General features: G+C 60.1%; 21 protein-coding genes. 6 read left to right on the top strand and 15 right to left on the bottom strand.

All coding sequences use genetic code 11. The features are described 5' to 3' along the window. Positions 1 to 954, bottom strand: a complete 954-nt coding sequence (locus tag D8M21_RS06150) for an ABC transporter permease (RefSeq protein WP_126855723.1) — start codon at positions 952 to 954, stop codon at positions 1 to 3. Between the two features lie 41 nt (positions 955 to 995). Further along, positions 996 to 2,597, bottom strand: coding sequence for an ABC transporter substrate-binding protein (locus D8M21_RS06145; RefSeq protein WP_202975607.1), 1,602 nt, complete (start codon positions 2,595 to 2,597; stop codon positions 996 to 998). A gap of 166 nt (positions 2,598 to 2,763) precedes the next feature. Between D8M21_RS06145 and D8M21_RS06140 the strand changes: the two genes are divergently transcribed. The 3 genes from D8M21_RS06140 to D8M21_RS06130 all read left to right on the top strand — a co-directional run bounded on the left by D8M21_RS06140 (position 2,764) and on the right by D8M21_RS06130 (position 5,381). Beyond that, positions 2,764 to 3,489, top strand: a complete 726-nt coding sequence (locus tag D8M21_RS06140; protein WP_238651087.1) for a FadR/GntR family transcriptional regulator — start codon at positions 2,764 to 2,766, stop codon at positions 3,487 to 3,489. A gap of 65 nt (positions 3,490 to 3,554) precedes the next feature. Continuing rightward, on the top strand, positions 3,555 to 4,139 hold the full coding sequence (locus D8M21_RS06135; protein WP_053090001.1) for a hypothetical protein: 585 nt from the start codon (positions 3,555 to 3,557) through the stop codon (positions 4,137 to 4,139). Positions 4,140 to 5,198: 1,059 nt separating this feature from the next. Next, positions 5,199 to 5,381: a hypothetical protein gene (locus D8M21_RS06130; protein ID WP_126855722.1), complete on the top strand. Its 183-nt coding sequence runs from the start codon at positions 5,199 to 5,201 to the stop codon at positions 5,379 to 5,381. A gap of 88 nt (positions 5,382 to 5,469) precedes the next feature. On the opposite strand, the gene D8M21_RS06125 is transcribed toward D8M21_RS06130, so the two are convergent. From D8M21_RS06125 to D8M21_RS06110, 4 genes are all read right to left on the bottom strand, one after another. After that, positions 5,470 to 6,456: a glycine betaine ABC transporter substrate-binding protein gene (locus D8M21_RS06125; protein WP_048681934.1), complete on the bottom strand. Its 987-nt coding sequence runs from the start codon at positions 6,454 to 6,456 to the stop codon at positions 5,470 to 5,472. A 2-nt stretch (positions 6,457 to 6,458) separates the two neighbouring features. Further along, entirely contained in the window at positions 6,459 to 7,220 is a 762-nt protein-coding gene (locus D8M21_RS06120) for an ABC transporter permease (RefSeq protein ID WP_048681936.1), read from the bottom strand. Beyond that, positions 7,217 to 8,461 carry an ABC transporter ATP-binding protein gene (locus D8M21_RS06115; protein ID WP_048682506.1) on the bottom strand — a complete coding sequence of 415 codons (1,245 nt, stop codon included), beginning with the start codon at positions 8,459 to 8,461 and terminating at the stop codon, positions 7,217 to 7,219. Before D8M21_RS06115 ends, D8M21_RS06120 begins: the two co-directional genes overlap by 4 nt. 115 nt (positions 8,462 to 8,576) lie before the next feature. Then, positions 8,577 to 9,218 carry an ABC transporter permease gene (locus D8M21_RS06110; RefSeq protein ID WP_048681938.1) on the bottom strand — a complete coding sequence of 214 codons (642 nt, stop codon included), beginning with the start codon at positions 9,216 to 9,218 and terminating at the stop codon, positions 8,577 to 8,579. A gap of 284 nt (positions 9,219 to 9,502) precedes the next feature. Here D8M21_RS06110 and D8M21_RS06105 point away from each other — a divergent pair, with 284 nt between their 5' ends. Both D8M21_RS06105 and D8M21_RS06100 read left to right on the top strand, forming a co-directional pair. Beyond that, positions 9,503 to 10,843 (top strand): O-acetylhomoserine aminocarboxypropyltransferase/cysteine synthase family protein, encoded by a 1,341-nt coding sequence (locus D8M21_RS06105; RefSeq protein WP_048681942.1) that lies wholly within the window; start codon positions 9,503 to 9,505, stop codon positions 10,841 to 10,843. Then, positions 10,840 to 11,355: a CoA-binding protein gene (locus D8M21_RS06100; RefSeq protein ID WP_048681944.1), complete on the top strand. Its 516-nt coding sequence runs from the start codon at positions 10,840 to 10,842 to the stop codon at positions 11,353 to 11,355. Before D8M21_RS06105 ends, D8M21_RS06100 begins: the two co-directional genes overlap by 4 nt. A gap of 99 nt (positions 11,356 to 11,454) precedes the next feature. Here the strand turns inward: D8M21_RS06100 and D8M21_RS06095 are convergent, their stop codons facing one another. The 6 genes from D8M21_RS06095 to D8M21_RS06070 form a co-directional block, all read right to left on the bottom strand. After that, positions 11,455 to 12,150 carry a hypothetical protein gene (locus D8M21_RS06095; RefSeq protein ID WP_126855721.1) on the bottom strand — a complete coding sequence of 232 codons (696 nt, stop codon included), beginning with the start codon at positions 12,148 to 12,150 and terminating at the stop codon, positions 11,455 to 11,457. A gap of 64 nt (positions 12,151 to 12,214) precedes the next feature. After that, positions 12,215 to 13,435, bottom strand: coding sequence for an MFS transporter (locus tag D8M21_RS06090; RefSeq protein WP_202975606.1), 1,221 nt, complete (start codon positions 13,433 to 13,435; stop codon positions 12,215 to 12,217). Positions 13,436 to 13,463: 28 nt separating this feature from the next. Then, a complete protein-coding gene (locus D8M21_RS06085) occupies positions 13,464 to 14,495 on the bottom strand; it encodes a CAP domain-containing protein (protein ID WP_048681951.1) in 1,032 nt (343 codons plus the stop codon). Between the two features lie 240 nt (positions 14,496 to 14,735). Continuing rightward, complete coding sequence (locus D8M21_RS06080; protein WP_065424308.1) at positions 14,736 to 15,419, bottom strand: GNAT family N-acetyltransferase; 684 nt, start codon at positions 15,417 to 15,419, stop codon at positions 14,736 to 14,738. Between the two features lie 114 nt (positions 15,420 to 15,533). Then, complete coding sequence (locus D8M21_RS06075) at positions 15,534 to 17,054, bottom strand: amino acid permease (RefSeq protein WP_048681953.1); 1,521 nt, start codon at positions 17,052 to 17,054, stop codon at positions 15,534 to 15,536. Between the two features lie 145 nt (positions 17,055 to 17,199). Then, a complete protein-coding gene (locus tag D8M21_RS06070; protein WP_048681955.1) occupies positions 17,200 to 18,228 on the bottom strand; it encodes an ornithine cyclodeaminase in 1,029 nt (342 codons plus the stop codon). Positions 18,229 to 18,385: 157 nt separating this feature from the next. On the opposite strand from D8M21_RS06070, the gene D8M21_RS06065 reads away from it, so the two are divergent. Continuing rightward, positions 18,386 to 18,817, top strand: coding sequence for an Lrp/AsnC family transcriptional regulator (locus tag D8M21_RS06065; RefSeq protein WP_048681959.1), 432 nt, complete (start codon positions 18,386 to 18,388; stop codon positions 18,815 to 18,817). Positions 18,818 to 18,862: 45 nt separating this feature from the next. On the opposite strand, the gene D8M21_RS06060 is transcribed toward D8M21_RS06065, so the two are convergent. From D8M21_RS06060 to ilvD, 3 genes are all read right to left on the bottom strand, one after another. Beyond that, the gene (locus tag D8M21_RS06060; RefSeq protein ID WP_048681961.1) at positions 18,863 to 20,407 is read right to left on the bottom strand and encodes an amino acid permease; all 1,545 of its coding nucleotides are present in this window, start codon (positions 20,405 to 20,407) and stop codon (positions 18,863 to 18,865) included. Positions 20,408 to 20,682: 275 nt separating this feature from the next. After that, a complete protein-coding gene (locus D8M21_RS06055; RefSeq protein ID WP_048682512.1) occupies positions 20,683 to 22,257 on the bottom strand; it encodes an amino acid permease in 1,575 nt (524 codons plus the stop codon). Between the two features lie 185 nt (positions 22,258 to 22,442). Then, complete coding sequence (ilvD, locus tag D8M21_RS06050) at positions 22,443 to 24,284, bottom strand: dihydroxy-acid dehydratase (protein WP_048681964.1); 1,842 nt, start codon at positions 24,282 to 24,284, stop codon at positions 22,443 to 22,445. Between the last annotated feature and the right edge of the window lie 53 nt (positions 24,285 to 24,337).

Genomic DNA, 24,337 nt, shown 5'->3' with positions numbered 1-24,337 from the left:
TCACACCGTCCTAATGCGCGGGTTGATGAGCAGGTAGAGCAGGTCGACGACGATGTTGACCAGTACGAACGTCACGGCGATGGTGACGACGACGCCCTGCACCAAGTTGACGTCCTTATTGGTAATGCCGTTCAGGATCAGCTGACCCATGCCCGGCATCGAGAAGATCATTTCGATGACCACGGCACCACCGAGCAGGTAACCGATGCGCAGGCCAAGAACCGTAATCGGGGTGACGAGGGCGTTGCGGAGCACGTTGGTTCGCAACACCTCGCTTCGCGGAACGCCGTTACCGATCGCGGTTCGGACGTAGTCCTTGTCCAGTTCCTCGACCATCGAGGTTCGCACCACACGGATCAGCGAGGCGCACACCGGGACGGCGAGCGCCACGGCGGGCATGAGCATCGAGCTCGCGTACTGTCCGGGACTCTCGAAGAAGGAGGTGTATCCGCCCGAGGGAAGAATCTTCCACCCGACCGCGAACCACTGGATCAGCAGAATGCCGAGCCAGAAGGACGGTGTCGCCACTGCGGCAATCGAAACCACGCGAATCACCTGATCGGGCCAGCGATCGCGCCACAGCGCAGCCACGACTCCCAGCACCAACGACGCGACGGCTGCGATCAGCACACCCCAGAACGTCAGTTGCAGGGTGACGGGGAAAGCCCCGGCGATCATCGTCGAGATCGGAGACTCGGGCGGCGTCGTCGACCCGAAATTCAAGGTGACCAGGCGACCGAGGAAAGAGAAGTACTGGACCACGAGCGGGTCGTTGAGTCCGTGCTCTTGCCGGTAAGCATCGCGCGCTTCGGGGGTCGAGTTCTCGCCCAGCGCGGTGATGGCTTGATCTCCCGGTGCGAGTTGCAAGACGATGAACACCAGGAGCGTGATGCCCAGGATCATGAAGGGCAGGGCGATGAGTCGACGCCCTAGAAGTCTCAGAAAATTCCCCACGGGTCATCCTCCTTGGATCGTGGGCGTGCCGGAACGGAAAGTCATGCTCGCTCAACTCCCAGAAATGAGAGACCGGTGGTGGGGAGCGGCTGGAAGCCTTTGAGCTCGTTGCCGTGCCACGCCGTCGGGAGCTTGCGATGAAAAATCGGATAGAGCGGGACCTGATCGGCGATGATGTTGATGGCCTGGCCCCAGTATTTCTTCGCTTCGTCGTGGTTTTCGGTGCGGACCGCACGATCCATGAGTTGCAGGGTTTGGGTGTGTTCGGGGGTTCCGGCCCAGTGGAATCGCTTGTCGGCCCAGGTTTTCCCCCGGAACCACCAGGAGAGCAGAAGGTCGAGGTCGTTACCGAAGACGGAAGGGTCTCCGGGCGCGACGCACACCCCGTATTCGCCGGTGTCCACATTCTGCGCGTACAAAGCTCCGGATTGCAGAGCCTTGAGGTCCACGGAAACACCGGGAAGGGAATTCCAGGATTCGAGGATCACGGGCATGACGTCCTTGACCCACGCCGTGTCGGTCGAGAAAACCGTGAATTTCAGAGAATCCACGCCCGCCTGGGAGAGCAGATCGGCAGCTTTCTGGGGGTTGTACTCGTACACCGTTCCGGCCGGCATGTAGTCCGGATGTTCGCGGTGCATGTACGACGTCGCCGCGGCTCCGTTGCCCAGGAGACCACGCTGAATCACTCGCTCCGTGTCTAGCCCATAGTGCAGAGCTTGGCGCACGAGAACATTGTCAAAGGGTGGCTTCTGCAGGTTAAACATGATGAACAGCATGCCGAATGACGGCACCTGTTCCAGGTCCGAGCGATCTTTCAGCCAGCGAGTATCCAGGTAGGGGACGTCCTCGATGGCCTGCACACGATCGGAGTCCTGGGCGGTGACCCGCGCGGCGGCATCGGATAGCAAGAACCAGGTCATCTCATCGACGGTCGCTGGGTACGGCCCGTTGTAGTCCTCGAATTTCTGGAAGTCGATGCGGTTGTCTTTGAGCGCACGAACAAAGGAGTACGGGCCGGAGCCCACAGGGCGCGCGTCGAACGCCTTGGGATCTTTCTCGACGACGGCTCGCGGCACGATCTTGACCGCCGAGAGCCGCTCGTTGAACAAGGTGAATCCGTACTTGAGATGGAATCGCACGCCGTGAGACCCCTGCGGTTCCACGCGGTCGATGAAAGACACGAAGGACAGCGCCGCGGATCCGTTCTCGGGGTTCAGGACCCTCTCGAAGGAGAAGACGACGTCGTCCGGGGTCACCGGGGAGCCGTCGTGGAAGCGCGCGCCCTCGCGAAGTTGGATGTCGTAGGTTGTCGCGTCCACCCGTTGCGGCATCTCCGTCGCCAAGGCCGCGTAGGGCTTCCTCGTGGCCGGGTGAAGATCAACGAGACCTTCGAATAGATGCAGATTGGCCGCCATCGGGGTGGCGCCACTCGTGACCATGGGGTCGAACCCCGTGGACAACGTGTACGAAATACCGGCCTCGATGCGGCGGCGTCCCGAAGTTGCTGCGTCCGCCGAACAGGCCGAAAGGCTAGCGGAAAAGGCGAGGGCAGCACTCAGGCCGCCTGCGGTCTTGAGGAATCCTCGCCGCGAAAAGCGATGAGGAGTCGTCGACCTCATCGTCGAAAACTCATTTTTCATGTGGTCCTCCGCCACGTCGGATGTAGGATGTCCTATGTTTGATGCTTCAATGTAGTAAGACCTCACGATGTTGTCAAGATCACTCCTGCGATCGGGGGGATCGAGGGGTTGCCACCTCTCCGGGCACAATGAGTTCCAGGAGAAAACCAGTCGTACAGGGGATTTTGTGAACAGCGAGAAGAGAGCCACGAAGCCGCGATCGGGTGCCGCCGAACGAATGCGCGAACTTCAGCAGGACATCATGTCGATCATCCTGGATCGCGGCCTTGCCCCGGGCGACCCGATGCCCACGGAATACGAGCTCGTCGAGGAGCTGGGCGTCGGCCGCAATACCGTGCGGGAATCCCTCAAGGTTCTGCAGTCCCTCGGGATCGTCGAGGTGCGCCACGGTTACGGCATGTTCGTGGGCCACAAGAATCTCCGGGCTTTGGCTCTCGGGCTGGAATTTCACGCCCGCATGTCCCTCCAGCGGGAAGGCCATGAGGCCCTGGACGTCATCGAAGTGCGTCAGGCTCTGGAATCCGCCCTCATCGGCCCCGCCATCGACGCCATGTCTGAGGCGGACCGCCAGGCTCTGGTCCAGTGCGTGGAAGGGATGGAACAAGCCACCCACGACGGCGCCAAGAGCGCTGAACTAGACCACGAATTTCATCGACTGCTCTTCGGCCCACTCTCCAACGACCTACTCATGCGCCTCCTCGAAGTCTTCTGGTCGGTATACGACAAGATCCGGGAAAGCGTGGAACACTCCACGCCCGTGGCACGCCATAACGCGCAGGTTCATCACCAAATTCTCGACGCCGTCTTGGCCGGAGAAAAAGAACTCGCGTCGCAGTTGCTCAGTTCCCATTTCGACGCCTTGCGCGATTCCGTACGGAACGCCACGAGCTAGCCCGGAAATTGGTGAGCGGCGTCGTTTCCCGCCGCGGGCCGGCCATCCAGGCATAATGATCGATTATGTACGCGCTCTTCATCGCCTCGACCCACGCAGCGAGCCTCGGTGAACGGTTCGCCTCGCTTCCACTCGCCGCCGAGACCACGGGCGGCAGTGTGTCCGCTCGCGGATCCGAGAAGATCGGGGCCAGTTTTGCCGACCCGCAGCACGTTCTCGACGCCGCACTCTGGGGACTCCGCACGCCGGGAAGCGCCGTCGGACTGGGAGCGTGCCCGGAAGCGACCGCCGATGCGCCCGACATCGCCCTCTCCTACGCCCGTGCCGCGATGGAGCGATGCACGCCGCACCCCGGGCAAGGCAACGCGACGTTCAAGAACATCGCCGTGGACGGCCCCGACCCGGCCCTTGCCGACGCCGCGACCGGGCTCGCGCGCCTCATCGCCCGGCTCGTGGGAACTCGCAGCGAAGCCGAGTGGCGCGTTGTGGACCTCGTAGTTCCCGGGGTCCGAGGCCAACACGGCGCGATTGCCGAAGCCCTGGGGGTGTCGCCGCAAGCGGTGAGCAAGGCGCTCATCCGCACGGGTTGGCACGAACAGGCCGAGGGAGTCGCGGCATTGACAGAGTTACTCCGTCGACAGGCCTCCTAGCCGGTGGGCTCTACCTGAAGCGTGACGAACTGTTTCACAATTGGACTATTTTCCGTTTAACCTCATCAAGTCCAATATAAATTAATAGCGATGCGTAGCAACCGGAGATTATTGAAAAATCCATTGATCCCACGAGCCTCTCGGAATACTTTGATGCCATAGTTTTGAGAACCCGGGAGGACCAATGAAGATCCAACCAATGACCGTCACCACTTCACTTTTGACGGCAATGATCTTTTCGCTGACCCCACCCATGGCAGCAAACGCGGCTACATTTGAGGCGGATACCAAAATCGACCGAGCATGAGACGAATTACTTGCAGTTTCGGGAACCACACCATTGAACGAAGCATACTGGTCCGACTCTGTGGGTTCGTTCCAGAGCCCCGGAACGGTAACCCACCATCACGTAGACCCGTCCAATGCCCTACCGTCCGCTCCCATCGAAGCAAGCGGCCCTCCAATATCCAGCACGTCACTTGACGATGCGACACTGTCAACCTTCAACACCGAAGACGGCATGCAAACCCTCATCCACATTCCTTCGGCAGATTCGCCGATGACATACGATTTCCAGGTCAACACGTCCCCAGACACCTCCCTGAAGCTTCACGAAGATGGATCGGCAAGCCTCGAGAGCCAAACTGGAACTGTTGTAGCACTGTACAAGATCCCGTGGGCTATAGATGCGGCCGGGCAAAGCGTTCAGACTCCGTTTGAGATAGAGGGAAACATCCCCAGGCAAAGAATTCTCCCCACGGAGAACACACAGTATCCAATCCTGGCAGACCCCCAGGGGGGGTATGGGGTCGGACCGTATGCGTGGCCGCCGTTGGCGTGCATCTCGTCCCATGGGGCGCCAGTGCGAGAATTGCTTATAAATTAATCAGAAAATTTGGGAGCATTCAACGGGCAATCCAAATTATCTGGCGAGCCTACCACGCCAAACACGGTAAGGCTGCACAATGGCATGCTGCAACGGCAGCATCATTCGGGCTATTTGGAGAAATCATGGGTATCAACCAAATAAAGAACTCTTGCTTTTCATAGGTAACACGCATGCGGAAGAAATCAAATTTATTACCAAGCGCTACCGAATATTCAATTTACACCCTCGGGTTCATTGCACTCATTCAAACACCAGCAACCATAAAAGAAAGCGGACCAGCAATCGGCATCATTGCCGTGCTAGCAGTGATACTTGGTGTAAAAATAGGAATATCTTCGACCAGAGAAGACTAGATCAGGCAATAATTACGCCGGATCTATTGAATCATCGAAGCGGCACGGGCCTCATGGCCCGTGCCGCTTCATCACAGATTCCGATCCGTTATTTCTTCTTGACCAAGCCTTGTTGGTCCATCCAATCCAGGGCGACGTCGCCGGGGTCCTTACCCTCGACATCGACCTGGTAGTTCAGCTGCTGCATCGTTTTGTCATCCAGCAACTTGGCGACCTCTTGGAACCGGTCTTCCAATTCGGGGTGCTTCTTCACCAGATCCGTATTAAACACCGGGGAGGCGTTGTACTTCGGGAAGAATTCCTTGTCATCCTGGAGAACCTTGAGATTCAGCGCCGGGATGCGGCCATCCGTCGTGAACACCTCGCCAAAGTTGCAGTCGCCCTTAGCGGTCGCCGCGTACACGGTTCCGGTATCCATCACGGAAATGTTGTTATTGGGAACCCCGTCTGGCGCTCCCCTTTTGAGGCCATACTTCTCGAGCATCGGGTTCAACCCGTCACTTCGAGAATTGAATTCCGATTCAACGCACATGGTTCGCTGATCCACCGGAACCTTGCCGATGTCGTCCAGGCTCTTCACGTTGTACTTCTTCGCGAAGTCCTCCCGCACGGCAAACGCGTAGGTGTTATTCAACGGAGCAGGCTTTCCCCACGTGAGGTTGTTCTTGGCGTCCCTTTCTTTCACGGCTTCCCACTGTTGCTGAGAATCCGGGATCGCTTTGTCCTCGCCCATGTAGGTCAGCCATGCCGTTCCCGTGTATTCCCACCCGATTTGGGACTGACCGGTCAGCATCAGGTTTCGAGATGGTTGCGAGCCCGGCACATTGGACATATCCGTGACGTCGAATCCTGCGGCGTCTGCCGTGATGACGGCGATTTTGCCGAGCACGAGTTGCTCCGTGAAATTCTTGGACGTGACGGTGATCTTTTCGTCATTGACCCCATCGATCGGCTTGATCGCACCGCTTTCAATATTAGGGACGGTCGAAGTTGCCGGCTGAAGTCCACAGCCACTCAGGGCCACCAGGCCGACGACGCCGAGCGCCGCGACCTTCATTTTCTTGGTTCCGAACATGATTAGAGTCCCTTCGGTCGGGCGACTTGCTCGAACACGCGAGCGATCCAGTCCACAGACAAAGCCAGCAACGCCACGAGCAGCGATCCGGTGATGAGCACACTGTTCAAGGACAGGTTCACGCCGGTGGTGATCAGCAGGCCGAGGCCACCGCCATCCACGAACGTCGCCAGCGTGGCCGTGCCGACCAGCAGGACGAGGGCCGTGCGAATGCCGGCGAGCATGATCGGCAGAGCCAGTGGAAGCTCGACGCGCATCAACACGCTCATCGTGGACATTCCCATGCCCTTGGCGGCCTCGACCACCCGAGGATCCACGGCATCCAGGCCCACCATCGTGTTCTTCAGGACGGGCAGGAACGCGTACAGAATCAGCGCGAGCACGGAGGCCTGAAAGCCGAAGCCCAGCCAAAAGGCAAAGAGCACCACCAGCCCGACGGGCGGGGCCGCCTGACCGAGGTTGGCGATGGCCATGACCGGCGTGCCTAGCCACCGCAGTGACTTGCGGGTGAGGATCACGCCGACCGGGATGGCCAAGATCAGCACGACGACGGCCGCGGCAACGGTCAGTCCCAGGTGCTGAAACGTCATGTCCAGGAGGTCCTTAGGCGCGAGGGTGACTCGCTCCGTGTCGGACAAATTGGCATTCGAGAGCCACACAACGATCGCCAGCAAAGCAAGAATAATGACGACCGGTTGAATAACGAGCCCGATCCAAGGGCGCTTGCCCGTATCGAGGGCGCTCGTTTCCGCGGATTGGCTCATGAACGCTCACCGCCGTCGTTCCACGGCTCCGTTGCGGCCGCCGAGGTTTCCTCCGAGGATCCCTGATCCGCACCGGAGACCTCAGAGACAGGAATTTCACCAGTGTTGTTGCCGACCGGGGTGTACTCCCCCGGCTTGTGAGAGCGCAGCTCGGTAATCGCATTCATGACGGTTTCGACGGTGATGATGCCTTCGTAACGTCCGCGAGGACCCTCCACGATCGCTTCGCCCGTACTTGCCACGAGCATCGTGTCGAGGGCGTCGTTGAGGGTTGAACGGGTGCTCACGAGCGGCAAATCCGGATTAACCTCGTGGGGAACCGTGGTCATGCGGCCCAGATCATCCTTAGAAGGCCACTGCATCGGGCGTTCGCGCTCATCAAGAATGACGGCGCTGTTCAGCCCCGCCATGTCGACGTGGCGCAGCAACTCCTGCGCGTCCTGTCCGGGGCGGCCGAGAACGCCGGGAATCAGGTCGACCTCGCCCACACGGGCCAAGCCGAGCTGCTTGAGGCCGGCACCCGAGCCGATGAAGTTGGCGACGAAGTCGTTGGCGGGGTTCGCGAGGATTCGTTCGGGGGTGTCGTACTGAACAATTTGCGCGCCTTCGTCGAAGACGGCAATCCAGTCCCCCAGCTTCACTGCCTCGTCGAAGTCGTGAGTCACGCACACAATCGTCTTTTGCAGCTCATTCTGGATGTTGATGAGCTCGTCTTGGAGCCGCTGACGCGTGATCGGGTCCACGGCGCCGAAGGGTTCGTCCATCAGGAGAACGGGCGGATCCGCCGCGAGCGCACGAGCCACGCCAACGCGCTGCTGCTGTCCGCCGGAGAGTTCCCGGGGGTAGCGGTCGCGGTAGGTCGCGGGGTCCAAGGACACCAAGTCCAAAAGCTCCTCGACGCGCTCGGCGATGCGCTTTTTGCTCCAACCCAACATCTTCGGCACCAGGCCGATATTGGCGGCGACCGTCAGGTGCGGCAACAAACCACCGGCCTGGATCACGTAGCCAATGGTGCGGCGCAGCTTATCTCCGTTGATCTTGGTGACGTCTTTACCGCCGAGGATGAGCCGTCCTTCGGTGGGTTCGATGAGTCGGTTGATCATCTTGAGGGTGGTCGTCTTGCCACAACCGGAGGGGCCCACAAACATGATGGTTTGTCCCGCCGGAATTTCGAGGGTCAGCTGGTCGACGGCCGGCTTCTTGCCCGCGCCGTACCGCTTGGTGACGTTCTCGATGAGGATCGACGCTCCCTTGGCGCCTTGACCCGTACCGGCCCCGGATGCGGTCGGTTCTTGGGTGGCGGTGTGGGCGTCGCTGCCGGCCGCGTGGGAGGAGCCGGTATTGCTATGGATGTTCTCAGACACGGATACCCCTTGAGGTGGTCAGTCGGCCGACGAGGATCAGAACCACGTCGAGGATGAGGGCGAGGATGATGACGGCGACGACGCCCGTCACAACGGACTCGAGGGAATTCGCGCCGCCGAGGCGGGAAAGTCCCGAGAAGATGTATCCGCCGAGACCGGGACCAAGGGCATAGGCTGCCACGGCCGCGATGCCCATAGTCATCTGCGCTGACACGCGCATTCCCGCGAGAATCACGGGCCAGGCGAGGGGCAACTCGACCCGAAAGAAGGTCTTGGTTCGACTCATGCCGATGCCCCGTGCCGCCTCAATGGTGGCCTGATCCACGCCTGCGAGTCCGACCACTGCGTTACGCAGGATCGGCAGGATCGCAAAGAAGGTCACGACGACAACGGCCGGAAGCACTCCGAACCCCAGGGGAACGATGAGCAAGCCGATCAGCGCGAAAGAGGGGATGGTGAGCCCGACGGCCGAGACATTGTTGGCCACGGAGGTCAACGCCCGGCTTCGATAGCACAGTGCGGCAAGAACGATGGCGACCACCGTTGCAAGGACCAAACACTGCACCACGAGGCTCATGTGCTGCCAGCTGGAGAAGAGGATCTGCTCCCACCGCTGGCGGAGAAATTCGCTCATGGTGTTCCTAGTGATGTGATTCAACGGAGACTGTGAACACAGACTCCCGTTCAACGATAATCAGCCTGCTTATTTTTGCCAACTTTTTGCAGGTACTGCATTTGAACTAGTCGGCGGCGGCCCGCAGGCTTCCCATACGGCACAAGGTTTTTGGACCACTCCGGCCGAACGTCACATTCGGCCGCATGCTGACACAATCGCAATAGTTGCATCGACTCATGCGGGGCGCGGAGGATGGCACCAAACTCGTCGCAGACGGCACCGATACACCGCAAAGGATGCACATGGCAGAGCACAGTTTTGGTTTCCGCACTCGCGCATTGCACGCCGGCGGCACCCCAGATGCCGAACACGGGGCTCGCGCCGTGCCGATCTACCAGTCCACGTCCTTCGTCTTCAAGGATTCCGACGACGCCGCCAACCTCTTCGCCCTCCAGAAGTACGGCAACATCTACTCCCGGCTCGGCAATCCCACCGTGGCCGCTTTCGAAGAGCGAGTCGCCTCCCTGGAAGGCGGCATTGGCGCCGTCGCCACGGCCTCGGGCATGGCCGCCGAATTCGTCACCTTCGCGGCATTAACCCAGGCCGGGGACCACATCGTGTCCTCATCTCAGCTCTACGGTGGAACAGTGACCCAGCTCGACGTCACGCTGAGGCGGTTTGGCGTCGAGACCACGTTCGTCGACTCCATGGAACCAGCCGCATACAAGGAAGCCCTCCGAGACAACACCAAGGCGATCTACACCGAAGCGGTCTCCAATCCGGCGTGTCAGGTCGCAGACCTCGAGGGGCTGGCCAAGGTGGCCCATGACGCAGGGATCCCCCTGATCGTGGACGCCACCATCTCGACGCCGTACCTCATCCGCCCTTTCGAGCACGGGGCCGACATTGTGATTCACTCGGCCACCAAATTTATTGGCGGCCATGGCACGACCCTCGGTGGTGTGGTGGTCGAGGCCGGGACCTTCGACTGGGGCAACGGAAATTTCCCCTCGATGACAGAACCGGTGCCCTCCTATAACGGCGTTTCATGGTGGGGCAACTTCGGCGAATACGGCTTCCTCACCAAATTACGTTCCGAGCAGCTGCGCGATATTGGGCCTTCTCTGGCACCGCAGTCGGCGTTTTCGCTCATCCAGGGCCTCGAGACCCTCCCCCAGCGCATGGATGCGCACTTGGCCAATGCGCGCGAGGTCGCCGCGTGGCTCGACGAAGATCCACGCATCTCATACGTCCATTACGCAGGCTTGCCGGGTCATCCCCATCACGAGCGGGCGCAGAAATACTTGCCGCTAGGCGTCGGCTCCGTGTTTAGCTTCGGCGTGGCCGAGGCCAACGGCCTAGACGGTCGCGCAGTGGGAGGGCGGTTCATCGAGAATCTTCAGCTCGCCAGCCACCTTGCCAATATCGGCGACGCCCGCACGCTCGTGCTTCACCCCGCCTCGACGACTCACCAACAGCTCACCCAGGAACAGCTCGATGCCGGTGGGGTCGGGGCGGACCTCATCCGCATTTCCGTCGGACTGGAAGACCCGGAGGACATCCTCTGGGACCTGGATCAGGCTCTCACAGCGGCCACCGGCCTGACCCGTGATTCCGCAATTCATCAGGAGGAAAACCGGTGACACCATCACAGCACTCCGAACGCACCTGGCGCGGCCCCACCGCCCCCGAACGACTCAACATCTTGCACCACACGGAATCCGTGGCCATCGTCGGCATGTCCGACAAGCCCGCTCGGGCGTCGTATTTCGTCTCGACGTATCTGCTCTCGAGTTCCGGGTACCGGGTGTATTTCGTGAATCCCATCCTCGCCGCCAAAGGCAAGGAGGTATTGGGTCAGAGGGTCTACGCCTCGCTCGAGGACTTACCGGAGATTCCCGACGTCGTCGACGTGTTCCGCCGCCACGAAGACCTCCCCGGCGTGGCCAAGGAAGCCGTCGCCATCGGCGCCAAGACCCTCTGGCTACAACTGGGCTCCTGGAACGAGGAGGCCGCGGCCATCGCCGAAAAAGGTGGACTCAACGTGGTCATGGATCAGTGCATCAAAATCGAGCACGCCAGATTCCACGGCGGCCTACATCTGGCCGGCTTCAACACCGGGGTCATTTCCTCCAAGAGGCAACGTACGGCTTAAATAACCACTCGAAGCACGACGTCGGCCCCGGAAACAATCTCCGGGGCCGACGTCGTCGTTTAATTCACGACCGGCGTTTCGACACGGTCAGGAGTTGCTTCAGGACGAGGATCCTTCGGAAACGTTAGGGCCCCACTTGGTAAATTCGTCTGAACTCTTCACGTCATCGGAAGATAACGTCGATTTATCTCCAGAGTCCACTGCAAGCTTCCAGTCACTATCTTGCCATTCAATAGCGGGGGTCAATTTCAGATAGTCCTGCTGGCCGTCATAACTTAAGATTACTCCAATTTTGGCTCGATCCTTTGAGTACTCTGTAACTTTGTACCCGGCAACCTGGATTTTCCCTCTAAATTTATTGCGCTCCTCTTCCGAAGTGCCAACGTTATTCAGGTGATTAATCGTCTTATCTGATTTAGCGCGATCATTTCCCTGCTGCTTAAACACTTTGATGATATAGTCCTTGTCGGTCGACATTATAGCCGAAATATAGTTTGTCGAAGCCAATAGGGCGCCCTCGGGTGAATGTTCAAAGCACGAAGGGACCTTGTCGCCATTTACCTTTTCCGGGCCAAATTCCTTCGACTCGGGTGCCTTGACACCGTTGACCCGCTCTTTCCACTCGACCTTCGGTGCGGAGTCAATAGTGGTTTTATCCGAGGCTTCCTTCTTGCATATCGACGTTTCGGAAGAAGACTCGCTGGAGGAGCCGCCCCCTCCAGTCCCACAACCCGCGAGAGCTAATGCGCCGATTGCCGCCAGGCCAATGGTTCGATGAACGTGGTTCAATTTCAAGGTATTCACCTCATATGTGAGAAATTATGGTGCTCCTCGATATTACGTGAGTCACACCCAATTTCTAGTTCTGAGGCCAAGATGTCAGGCGGTGGCGACGTCGCGCCGCTCCAAGTGAATGTCCCGCCACATGATGACCGCACAGAGCACCGTCATCACACCCCCGGCGATGCACACACCGAGCCAGTGCCCCGCGCTCCACGCCCAGACACCGACCCCGGAGCCCAGGGCAGCGCCCACAAAGTACACGGTCATGTACACCGAATTCAGGCGATTCCGCGCGGAAGGGTCCAAGGTGTACACCGTGTTCATGGAAATGATGTGAATCAGTTGCACCCCAATATCGGCAAGAATCATGCCGACGCAGAACCAGATCACGCTGTGACCGCTGAGAAAAAACGCACCCCAACCCAGCGCCAAGGCCACGATGCCAAAGAAGGTGCCTCGGCGGCCGTGCCCCCCGATCCACCATGCCGCCGCCGACCGAGGCCATGAGGGCTCCGGCAAGGCCGGTCAGCCCCACCACGCCGATAACCGAGGGGCTGAGGTTGAAAGGCTCTCCAGCGAGAAGAAGGGTGGTCGTCGCAAAGATTGCGCTCATCGAAGCGAAGGAAATGCCCGACATCATGGCTCGCGTACGGAGCCGGGGATGCTTCCGAATGAGCCGTGCCATCGAGGAAAACAAGCCGAGGTAATTCGGTGGATTCTCGGGGTACGAGGGAGGCAAAACCCTCCACAGGCCTATCCCGATGAGGACCATCAGGACCGCCGCAACGTGATAGATCAAGGTCCAGCCGCCCAGGTCCGCCAGGATCCCGGCGACGGCGCGCGCCAGCAGCACACCCGTTAGCAAGCCGGACATCACGGTGCCCACGGCCTTCCCACCGCGACCCGGAGGCGCAAGGATCGCCGCGTACGGCACCAAAACCTGCGCCGCCACAGAGAAGAGACCGGCCACGGCGATACCGATCATGAAAACGCCAAAGGCCGGGGCGAACCCGGCCATGGCTTGGCCTACGGCGGTGAGACCAATCAGCCCGACCGTGAGCTTTCGGCGTTCCATGAGATCGCCGAGAGGGGTCAAGAAGATGAGTCCCACCGCGTAGGCCACCTGCGCCACCGTGACCGACGTCGCGGCGGTGGCGCTACTGACTCCCAACGATTGTGAGATTTCGTCCAGCAGCGGCTGATTGAAGTAATTTCCTCCTGCGCAGAGGCCTGTGGCCAGGCACATCAGGAAGAGAATGGTGCGAGTCAGCTGCGGTGCAGAATGCTGGGAAGTCACGGTTCTATTCTACGGTGACCCGCAGTGGCTACCGATAAACGCGAACGCTTCCGTCGTAGACGTTCCAGCCGATGATGTAGCCGTTGGAGAAGTTCTGACGCATCTCCGAGCCGTATCGGTACTCATTCGAGACCGGGAATCCGTAGCCACGCTCGAAGTCCTTCGCCGCCCAGACCTGACCGATCGCGCCGAACTCCTTGACGATGTGAGCTCCGGTCCTTTCGCTCCAGAGGAACTTGTAGCGCAGGCCGGATGAGGTCTTGAAGATCTGGTATCGACCACCGGTCGCATCGCTCTCGGCCATGACCGGCTGACCGAAGGCGGATCCGCCGCCGTTCGACGAGTAGGTCACCCCAATCGCGCCATACGGAGCAAAGGAGGAAGACGACGACTGAGGCGCCACACCGCCACCGACGGTCGATGTCGCATCCGACGGAGCGCCTCCATTGCGGTAGCCGTACAGGTTCACGGAGCCGAGGATCTGCCACGGCTGACCCGTCCGGGCCAGGCTTCCATCCGCGTAGCTCAGACCGATACCGATGACCTGGGCGTTCGGGTTAAGGATTGCCGCATTGTGTGCAGGTGAGGTCTTCCACCAGGCCAACAGCTGCATGACATCACGCTGGTAGGACAGCGCAATGACCTCATTCGCGTGCGTGTAGTTTCCGGCCCGGGAATCCGTCAGAAAAGCATCGGTGTGGTAAAAATTCTCGGCAACGATCTGAGCGTCCGAATGCGGCTGCTCGATCTGGCTCAAGCGAGCCGAGTAGCTGACCGGGCGAAGGCCCTGGGACTGACGGTAGGCGTTAATGCCGTCCAACAGGCGCTGAGAATCCGCCTGGCGCTGGGCGTCGCTGACCCGGACGAGGTCCTGGGCCGCGGCATGAGCCTGGGGTGCGCTGTGCAATTGCGTGCCGGTCAGCGCGGTGGCTGCCAACGCCGAGGCGGCGACGACGGCGCGCGCGCCTCGAGAACCGAAGGTTCCCTGGACAGCGGCGGACACGCCACGTCGAGCGGTGGCGTGGCGCGGTACATACCGACGAGACTTCGAATGACCCATGATCGGGCTCCAATCAACTGGTGACGAGTGGTGAAACCGAAATGCCCGGAGCATGGGAAGGTGCATGAGTGATTGCTCTCGAGACAGGCAAATTTTATAAAGAAACGATTACAAAACTGTATGCCTTCGTCAGATTTTTCACTGAATAGTCATCATTTGCCCAGAACAGAGGCGAATTTTGGGTGAACTTCACAATTTGTCACATACCCTCGGTGGGCAGATTAGCGGCGTGTCGCGGGTCTATGCAGGACGGAAAACGTGGTCCGGCCACTCTTTGACGGCCCTGGAATCCTCGGCTAACAGTCCGGCGACCCACACGTCCATCCGGCGACCGTCGATGGTTGTGAGGGCGCTTCGCAGGAGCCCCTCATAACTGAATCCGACCCGTTGGGCCAGCTTCGCCGATGCCACGTTGCCCACCATGGCGCGCCACTCAACCCGGTGCACGCCCAGCCCCGGGTGACTTCGCTCAGACGCTGACCGAAAAGCAAAATCGAGAACCAGTTCGCAGGCCTCCTGCGTGATTCCCTGGTTTCGGGCACCCTTGGCCGTCCAATACCCGATCGATGCTCCCCCAGTACCGCTCAGGTTGAGACTCACGATTCCGCTGAACAGCCCCAAATTTTCATCGCCAGGGGCTTGGTCGGCAGCCTTCTTCGGGATTTCCATGAGGGTTCCATCATTGGGCCGAAAACCCACGTCGCGGAGGTGCACGGCCCAGTTCAGGCAGTCGCCGCGAGCCCAGCCGGGTCCGACAATCCCTTCGATGAACTCCATGGCGTCGTCTTCGTCGTAGGGATGAGGAATCTGGCCTGTCCAGCGAGGGATCTCCGGATCTTGGCACGCGTCAGCAATCGCGGCGACGTCGTCGGCGCACGGTGGGTCCAGGGAGAGTCGTTCCGATACAAGGCTGACGTTACGCATGGCCACATAGTATCCACTCGGGGTCCTCCGACGTCGCCCGGCGTCAAGCCCGGTGGACGACGACGGCCCCGCGCCTGGTCAGCGCGGGGCCGTCGGTCCGACGATTCGCTCGAGTTAGCGTTCGCGGCCCTTCTTGGCCGCGGGACGCTGAGCAACCACGGGGTGCAGTCCAGTCACGCCGTCGCGCTCAGCGGCGATCTCCATAACCCTGCCGCGCACCACGAACCAGCCAATGACCAACACCGGAATCACGATGATCATCGACGCCAAGGTAAAAGTACCCACCGGATAGTCGATGGCGATCAAGACCACGACGCCAGCCAGGAACGCGAGCACGATCCAGTTGGTGAACGGTGCCAGCGGCGCCCGATAGTGCGGGCGGACGTATCGACCCGTCTTGGTCAACGAGACAAACTTCATGTGGCACAACGTGATCGTCAGCCACGCGCTCATGATGCCGATCGAAGCGAAGTTCAGCACGATCTCAAAGGCGCTTTCGGGAACAAAGTAATTCAGCACGACTCCGAGAAGCGCGACGATAGCGGTGAGCACGATGCCGCCGAAAGGAACTCCGGACTTAGTCAGATTCCGCGCAAACTTCGGTGCGGAACCAGCCATCGCCATGGAATGCATGATCCGACCGGTCGAATACAGCCCGGCGTTCAGCGAGGAGAGCGCGGCCGTAATGACCACGAGCTGCATGATCGGGCCTGCGGCGTCGACGCCGATCGAGGAGAAGAAGGTCACGAACGGGCTCTCGTTTTCGCTAAAGGCGGTGTACGGGAGCAACAGGCACAACAACAGGACCGAACCAACGTAGAACACGGCAATACGCAAGATCACGGTGTTGATGGCCTTAGGGATGATCTTCTCGGCGTTCTTAGTCTCACCCGAGGTGGTGCCGACCAGCTCGATACCCGCATACGCGAAGACGACGCCCTGGGAAATGATCAAGGCCGGCATCAACCCGTTGGGGAAGATGCCGCCATTGTCCGACATCAGCTGGAAGCCCACGGGCGAGCCATTGGGCGTCCCCACGATCACGAAGATGATGCCCAGGATCAGGAAGATGACCAATGCGGCCACCTTGATGAGGGAAAACCAGAATTCCATCTCTCCGAAGACCTTGACGGAGATGAGGTTCATGGCCACCACGATGACGACCACCAAGAAGGCAATGACCCACTGCGGGATATCGCCAAAGAATGGCAGGTATTGTCCGAACCAGCGCACGTAAATGGCGATTGCGGTGGCGTCCACCACGGCGGTGGTGGCCCAGAACAGCCAATACATCCACCCGGAGAAGTACGCGGCTTTCTCGCCAAAGAATTCCCTGGAGTACGAGACGAAAGAGCCCGACGACGGCCGGTGCACCACGAGCTCGCCGAGGCAGCGGAGGATCAAGTAGCCCATCAGGCCACACACCGCGTAGACCAGGAAGAGCGACGGGCCGGCGCTGTGCAGGCGGCCGCCCGCACCCAGGAAGAGGCCTGTACCGATCGCGCCGCCGATGGCGATCATCTGTAGCTGGCGGGGCCCCAATCCCTTGTGGAACCCGGCCTGTTCGTCGTTAAAAGAGTTCTCTGTGGCACTGTCCCGAGGGGAAACCTCGGACTGTGATGCTTTAGATGTCATAGGTAAATACCTTTGTGCTAAGTAAGCATGTGCGAGTAATTCCGAACGATATCGGCTCGATGTGTCGATCATGTTACCCACAAAAGAGGGGCCGTGGTGCACGCCACAGTGCACCACGGCCCCTTAATCGAGCTAAAGGCTCCGATTAACCGACAGGCTTCATGGAATTGACCAGGGAGAACAGATCCTTCGGGTCCTCCGGATCGGCCACCAGATCGATGTAATCCTGGAGATCCGAATCCGCGGTCGCGTCGCTCGCGCAACGCAATGCGGAGAAGTCATTGATCGCGAAACCGACCGAGTCGAAGATCGTGATCTCCTCCGGCGAGGTGCGCCCTTCGGCCTGGCCGTTGAGCACCTGCCAGAACTCGGTGACCGGGAAGTCGGGATCCATCTGCTGGATTTCGCCCTCGACGCGAGTCTGCGGGGTGAATTCCACGAACACCTTGCCGCGGTTGAGGATCTCGCCTTCAAGCTCGGTCTTCCCCGGGCAGTCACCACCGACGGCATTGAGGTGCACGCCGGGCTTGACGTTCTCATTGGCCAAAATGGTGTTCTGAGCCTTATCGGCGGTGCAGGTGGTGATGATGTCGGCGTCCTGAACGGCCTCCGCCACGGACTCGGCCGCGGTGATCCGGAACCCGAGCGGCTCCAGATTGCGCTTGAGCTTCTCCACAGCCTTCGGATCGATGTCGTACACGGACAAATCCTCGATGCCGAAGGCGGCTCGGAAACCGAGGGACTGGAACTCGGACTGGGAACCGGCGCCGATCAGAGCCATCTTCCGCGAATCGGGGCGGGCCAACTTGCGGGCGAACATCGCGGAGGTCGCAGCCGTCCGGAGGGCCGTCAAGAGGGTCATCTCGGCGACGAACGTGGGGTAACCATTGTCGACGTCGGCGAGGACGCCGAAGGCCGTGACCGTCTGGAAGCCGCGGGCCGGATTCGAGGGATGGCCATTGACGTACTTGAAGGAGTACAGCTCACCGTCCGACGTCGGCATCAGCTCGATCACGCCAAACGGGGTATGGCTGGCGATGCGAGGCGTCTTGTCGAATTTTTCCCAGCGGGAGAAGTCCCGCTCCAGGTAACCGATCATGTTTCCGATGATCTTTTCCACGCCATCACGCTGGATCCAGCGTGCCATGTTCTTGACATCGACGAACTGCGTCATTGAAGTCCTTTCTTCGACTGTTCAGGGCCAACCTGTGGCTGGCCAGACTCTCCCAAAAGTGAGTGTATAGATTTCACATTAGGTCCAAAATTGGCATTATGCCGTCAATCTGACGGCTAAATGTGCAGATTGAGAGCTTTCGTTTAGCATTCTGTTCATGGAACGCCTCACCGATCTCGATCGACGCCTCATCGCCGCCCTCCGCGAGGACGGTCGAACGCCCGTCGCCGCCCTGGCCCAAGAACTGGGCGTCTCGCGAACCACCGTGACTAAACGCATGGATTCCCTCACCGCTCGGGGGATCATCGTGGGATTTAGCGTCCGAGTGCGCGACTATGCCGATGTTGCACAGGTCCGGGCCATCTCTCTCATCGAGATTGAGGGCCGAACCACAGACCACGTGATTCACGAATTGCGCGGCCTTCCCGAGATTCTCGCACTCCACACCACCAACGGCGGATGGGACTTGGTCGCCGAACTCACCTGCGTGGATTTGCAGGACTTCGACGCCGTGCTCAAGCGCATCCGCGGGATCGACGGCGTCGTTAATAGTGAAACGAGCCTGCTTCTCAGTTCGGTGGTGCGCTAAGGTGCCGACGCCGCCCGGTACAGCCCGGACGGCGTCGGCCGCTACTTACCGCCCTTCGCGATGGTCCTGGTTCATGTGCTGAACCTCTACCGACGGCCGCACGGCGAGCACGGGATAAATGCCCGTGATTCCCTCTCGTTCGGCCGCGATCTGCATGACCCGACCACGCACGACGAACCAGCCGATCACGAGCAGCGGGATGATGATCAGCATGGCCCCCAGGGTGTACGTCCCCACGGGATAGTCCAGCGCGATCAGCACCATGACGGCCACGAGGAAACCGACGGTGAGCCAGTTGGTGAACGGCGCGAAAGGTGCACGATACTTCGGCCGGACGTAGTGACCGAGCTTGGAGAGCTTCACAAACTTCTGGTGAGACATCGTGATGGCCGCCCAAGAGGCCATGGTGCCGACCGCGGAGATATTCAGCACGATCTCAAAAGCCGCCTCCGGAACCAGGTAGTTCAGGACTACGCCGAGCAGGGCCACGGCCGCCGTCAGCAGGATTCCACCGAAGGGCACGCCGGATTTATTGAGCTTCGAGGCAAATTTCGGGGCAGAGCCCGCCATTGACATCGAGTGCATGATGCGTCCGGTGGAGTACAGGCCGGCATTCAACGACGACAGCGCGGCCGTAATCACCACGAGCTGCATGATCGGGCCGGCGGCGTCCACTCCGATGGATGCGAAGAAGGTGACGAAGGGAGATTCGTCCTCACTGTATTGCGTGTACGGCAAGAGCATGCACAGCAACAGGACCGGACCCACATAGAACACCGCAATGCGCAGAATCACGGTATTGATGGCCTTCGGGATCACTTTCTCGGCATTTCGAGTCTCACCGGACGTGGTGCCCACGAGCTCGATACCGGCGTACGCAAAAACCACACCTTGAACGACGACGAGCGCCGCCAAGCCACCCGCGGGGAAAAGCCCACCATGGTCCGTAATCAGCTGGAATCCCGTGGGGCTGCCGTTCGGGGACCCGAAGATCACGAAGATGATGCCGACCACCAGGAAGATCACCAAGGCCGCAACCTTGATCAGCGAGAACCAGAATTCCATCTCGCCAAAAACCTTGACCGAAATGAGGTTGGTGGCCACGACAATCGCGATCACCGCCAGCGCGGAAACCCACTGCGGAATCGACGCGACGAAATCGCTGTAGTGGCCGAACCACTTGACGTAGATCGCGATGGCCGTGGCGTCGGCAATGGCCGTCATGGCCCAGTTCAGCCAGTACAACCAGCCAGAAACGTATGCGGCCTTCTCGCCATAGAATTCGCGGGTATAGGACACGAAGGATCCCGACGACGGACGGTGACACACCAATTCGCCGAGGGACCGGAGGATGAGGTACCCGAAGAATCCACAAATGCCGTAAATGATGAACAGGGACGGTCCGGCACTTTGCAGACGACCACCCGCGCCCAGGAACAGGCCCGTTCCGATGGCACCGCCAATGGCGATCATTTGGAGCTGGCGGGCACCGAGGCCCTTGTGGAGACCTTGATCCTCTGCGGCCAGGAATTCCTTGGTATTACCTGAGGCAGACTCAGGAGTTTCTTGGATCGTCGATTTTGATGACATGCAAGCCCTTTGTTGGGTTGGGGAGCCCCGGGAAAGACGCCGTCGAACTCGACAGGCTCCTTTGCCGCGGTCGCTCAAGATCATTGCGAATCCCGACTCGTCAGCACGTCACAACGCTATGACCCACTTCACCGAATCGGGATGTCAGGAAAAGTGTACCCGGCAATTTGGCCCATGAAAGCCACCTTCTCAAAGATCGATACCGCGGCAACCTGACCCTGGGAACACAAAAGGCTCCCCACTAGGGCGGGGAGCCTTTTGGTGAAGGGACGAAATTAGTCTTTCTCGTCCTCCGTGTGAATCGTCGTGGTCGAGCCACGATGATGATCCTTGCCGTCATGTTCGCTCGTAGTCGGCCATTGGGCCACGACCGGGAAGGCACCGGTGTAGCCCTCACGCTGGGCGGCGACCTCCATCACGCGACGACGCACCATAAACCACCCGATGATCATCAGCGGAATGATCGCGACCATCGACGCCAAGGTATACGTACCGACGGGGAAATCGAAGGCGATCAACACCATCACCGCTACCAAAAACAGCATGGTGAGCCAGTTGGTAAACGGCGCGAAGGGTGCGCGATACTTTGGCCTCTGATACAGACCTTTCTTCGCGAGAGCCACGAATTTTTGGTGGGGCAGAGTAATGGCTGCCCAACCCACGATGATCCCGACCGCGGAGAGGTTGAGCACGATCTCGAAGGCCGCCTCCGGAACCAAATAGTTCAGGATGACACCGAGGACGCCAACACCCGTTGTCAGGAGGATGCCCGCGAAGGGAACGCCCGCTTTGGTCAACTTCTGAGCGAATTTCGGCGCAGATCCGGCCATCGCCATCGAGTGAACAATGCGACCGGTCGAGTACAGACCGGCATTCAAGGACGAGAGCGCCGCGGTAATGACGACCAGCTGCATGATCGGTCCGGCCGCATCCACGCCAATCGAGGAGAAGAACGTGACGAAAGGCGATTCGTTGTCGCTGTACTGGGTGTACGGAAGGAGGAGGCAGAGCAGGAGAACGGAACCCACATAGAACACGGCGATGCGCGCGATCACCGAGTTGATGGCTCGCGGAATCACTCGACCGGGCTCTTGGGTTTCGCCCGAGGCCGTACCCACCAACTCAATGCCCGAATACGCGAAGACGACGCCCTGCGAAACCACCAGCGCCGGCAACAACCCATTGGGCAACATCCCGCCGCTCTCGGAGATCAGGTGGAAACCCGTAGACGCTCCGGAGGGTGAACCGAAGATCACGAAGAAAATGCCGACGATCATAAAGATCACCAGTGCCGCGACCTTAATGACCGCGAACCAGAATTCCATCTCCCCGAAGACCTTGACCGAAATGAGGTTCGTGACGGTCACGATCAGGATCACCACGAAGGCGAGAACCCACTGGGGAATCTCCCCCAGGAACGGAATGTACTGCCCAAACCACTTGATGTAGATCGCCATGGCGGTCGCGTCGACCACCGTTGTGGTCGCCCAGCTCAACCAATACATCCAGCCCACAAAGTACGCGGATTTTTCGCCGTAGAACTCACGGCAATAGGACACAAAGGACCCTGAGGACGGCCGGTGCACCACGAGCTCACCGAGCTGGCGCAAGATGAGGTACCCAAAGAAACCGGCGACGGCGTACAGGATGAACAGCGTGGGACCGGCACTTTGTAAGCGCCCTCCCGTCCCTAAGAAGAGACCGGTTCCGATCGAGCCGCCGATCGCGATCATCTGGAGCTGGCGGGGGGTGAGCCCTTTCTTGAAGCCTTCTTGTTCAGCCTCGAACTGCTTCTGCGCTCCCTCGGCCGATCGATCTTTGGCCGAGGTGGATGAGCCGCGTGAAGACATGGATACCTCGCAATTATTCAGAGCACGAACCCCTGTCGGCTCGTGAATGTTGTGCGCCAGCATAGTCAAATTTCACGCCGAGTGTAACCGATGCCACAACACAAGTTGTCCACGAGGAAACTTCCTCGTGGACAACTTGAATCTCAAGCCTAGGGGTGCCGACCTCTCGGTCTGCTCCGGAGAGCTTACTCCGGAACGACCCTCACGGCACCTTTGTCCGCACTCGTGACCATCGAGGCATACGCACGCAAGGCCTTAGAGACCTGACGCTCCCTCGGCTTCGACGGCTTCCAGGGAAGCGGCCCACGGGCCTCACGCCGTCGGGCCAGTTCCTCATCCGACACATGAACCTGGAGGAGTCGGTTGGCGACGTCGATCTCGATTTCGTCTCCGTGCTCGATCAACCCCACGGCGCCGCCGGCCGCAGCCTCTGGCGAGATGTGGCCGATCGAGATTCCCGAGGTACCGCCGGAAAAGCGTCCATCCGTAATGAGCGCGCATTCCTTCCCGAGCCCCAAGCCCTTGAGGTACGAGGTGGGATACAGCATCTCCTGCATGCCCGGGCCGCCCTTGGGGCCTTCGTAACGGATCACGACGATGTCCCCTGGCTCGACGTGCTTGGACAGGATCTCGAACACGGCCTCGTCCTGCGACTCGACCACAAAGGCCTTGCCACGGAAGTGGAACAGGCTCTCGTCGATACCGGCGGTCTTGATCACCGCGCCGTCTTCGGCGATATTGCCAAACAGGATCGCGAGGCCGCCGTCCTTGGTGTAGGCATGCTCCACCGAGTGGATGCAGCCAAATTCCGGGTCCGTATCGTGTTCTTCAAACTTATTGGCCGTGGAAAATGCCTGCGTCGTCCGCACTCCCCCAGGGGCGGCCAGGAAAAGCTCCCGCGCGCGCTCGGAGGCGGTATCACGGCGGATGTCCCATTCGTTGAGCCAGGCGTCCACCGACTCCGCGTGCACCGTGCGGACTCCGTCATGCAGGAACAGGCCGGCTCGGTCCAACTCACCCAGGATCGCGGGGATGCCGCCGGCCTTGTGGACGTGTTCGATGTGGAACTGCGTGGAGTTGGGTGCCACCTTGGCCAGGCACGGCACGCGCCGGGAGAGTTCGTCGATGTCCTTGAGATTGAAGTCCACCTCGGCCTCTTGCGCGGCGGCGAGGATGTGCAGAACCGTATTCGTCGAACCACCCATCGCGATATCCAGCGCCATCGCATTGGTGAAGGCGTTCTTGGTCGCGATATTCCGGGGGAGAACGGAATCGTCGTCGTCTTCGTAGTACTTCTTGGCGATCTCGACGACGGTGCGGCCCGCCTTGAGGAAGAGCTCGCGGCGGGCGACCTGCGTCGCGAGGGTCGTGCCGTTACCGGGCAAGGAAAGCCCCAGGGCCTCGGTGAGGCAGTTCATCGAGTTCGCCGTGAACATGCCCGAGCACGAGCCACAGGTCGGGCAGGCGTTTTCCTCGATCAGTCCGAGCTGCTCGTCGGTCACGGATTCATCGACCGCGTAGGACATCGCGTCCACCAGGTCGATGCGGTGCTCGATGACCCCCTCCACGGCGTTTCCGGATTCCATCGGGCCGCCGGAGACGAAGACCACCGGAATGTTCAAGCGCATCGCGGCCATGAGCATTCCGGGGGTGATCTTGTCGCAATTGGAGATGCACACCAGTGCGTCGGCCCGGTGCGCCTGAACCATGTATTCCACGGAGTCGGCGATGATGTCGCGGGAAGGCAAGGAGTAGAGCATGCCGTCGTGCCCCATGGCGATGCCGTCGTCCACCGCGATGGTATTAAATTCCTTGGCGACGCCGCCCGCCTCTTCGATCGCGCTGGCCACGAGCGAGCCCATGTTCTTGAGGTGAACGTGGCCCGGCACAAACTGCGTGAATGAGTTCGCGATCGCCACAATCGGCTTCCCGAAATCTTCCTTCTTCATACCGGTGGCGCGCCACAGAGCGCGGGCGCCTGCCATGTTGCGTCCGTGCGTCGAAGTCCTGGATCGCAGATCGGGCATGTGTACTCCTCCAAGGTGTTTTGCTTCGTCCCAGGGTACTCCCGCGATGTCTC

Source organism: Kocuria sp. HSID16901 (assembly GCF_003989425.1).
Lineage (GTDB): Bacteria > Actinomycetota > Actinomycetes > Actinomycetales > Micrococcaceae > Rothia > Rothia massiliensis.
Note: the sequence above shows the minus strand (reverse complement) of the source record. Positions and strands in the feature narration are given on the sequence as shown.